At 71.8% G+C, this 535-nt stretch carries 1 pseudogene; it reads left to right on the top strand.

The window, feature by feature from the left end:
• Window positions 1-358: pseudogene (locus tag HUX53_RS38900) on the top strand (glycosyltransferase family 9 protein); the annotation flags it as partial.
• Window positions 359-535: the final 177 nt, after the last annotated feature.

Consider the following 535-nt stretch of genomic DNA (forward strand, 5'->3'; position numbering starts at 1 on the left):
AGATGTGTATAAGGTACCGGTCGACGACGTCCTCCCGGCGGACGGACTGGACGCTCCGCTGCCGGCCGCCGGGCCGGTGGACGCGGCCGTGAACCTGCACGGCTCCGGGCCGCAGAGCCACCGGCTGCTGGCGGCCCTGTCGCCGGACCGCCTCCTGGCCTTCGCCTGCGCTGCGGCGCAGCACGCCGGCGGGCCCGCGTGGGATCCCGGCGAGCACGAGGTGGCGCGCTGGTGCCGGCTCGTCGCCGCCTACGGGTTCGACGCCGACCCCGGCGACCTGGACCTGCCCGCCCCGGCGGCCGCGTCGCCCGCGCCGGGCGCCGTCGTCGTCCATCCCCCGTCCCTCATCCACATCTGACGCTGCCGACGAAGCGGCCCGTGCATATTCTCGAGCTCGCCCTGCACCGCAAGAACCAACTCTTCCGCTACGCCTACATCTCCACAGCCGCCGTTCATGCGACCGACATATCCAGACCGCTCTCCGCGTGCGGCTACCAACGAAGCAGCCACACTACCACACTACACAACCCAACTC

It is taken from the genome of Actinomadura sp. BRA 177, assembly GCF_013372625.1.
Lineage (GTDB): Bacteria > Actinomycetota > Actinomycetes > Streptosporangiales > Streptosporangiaceae > Spirillospora.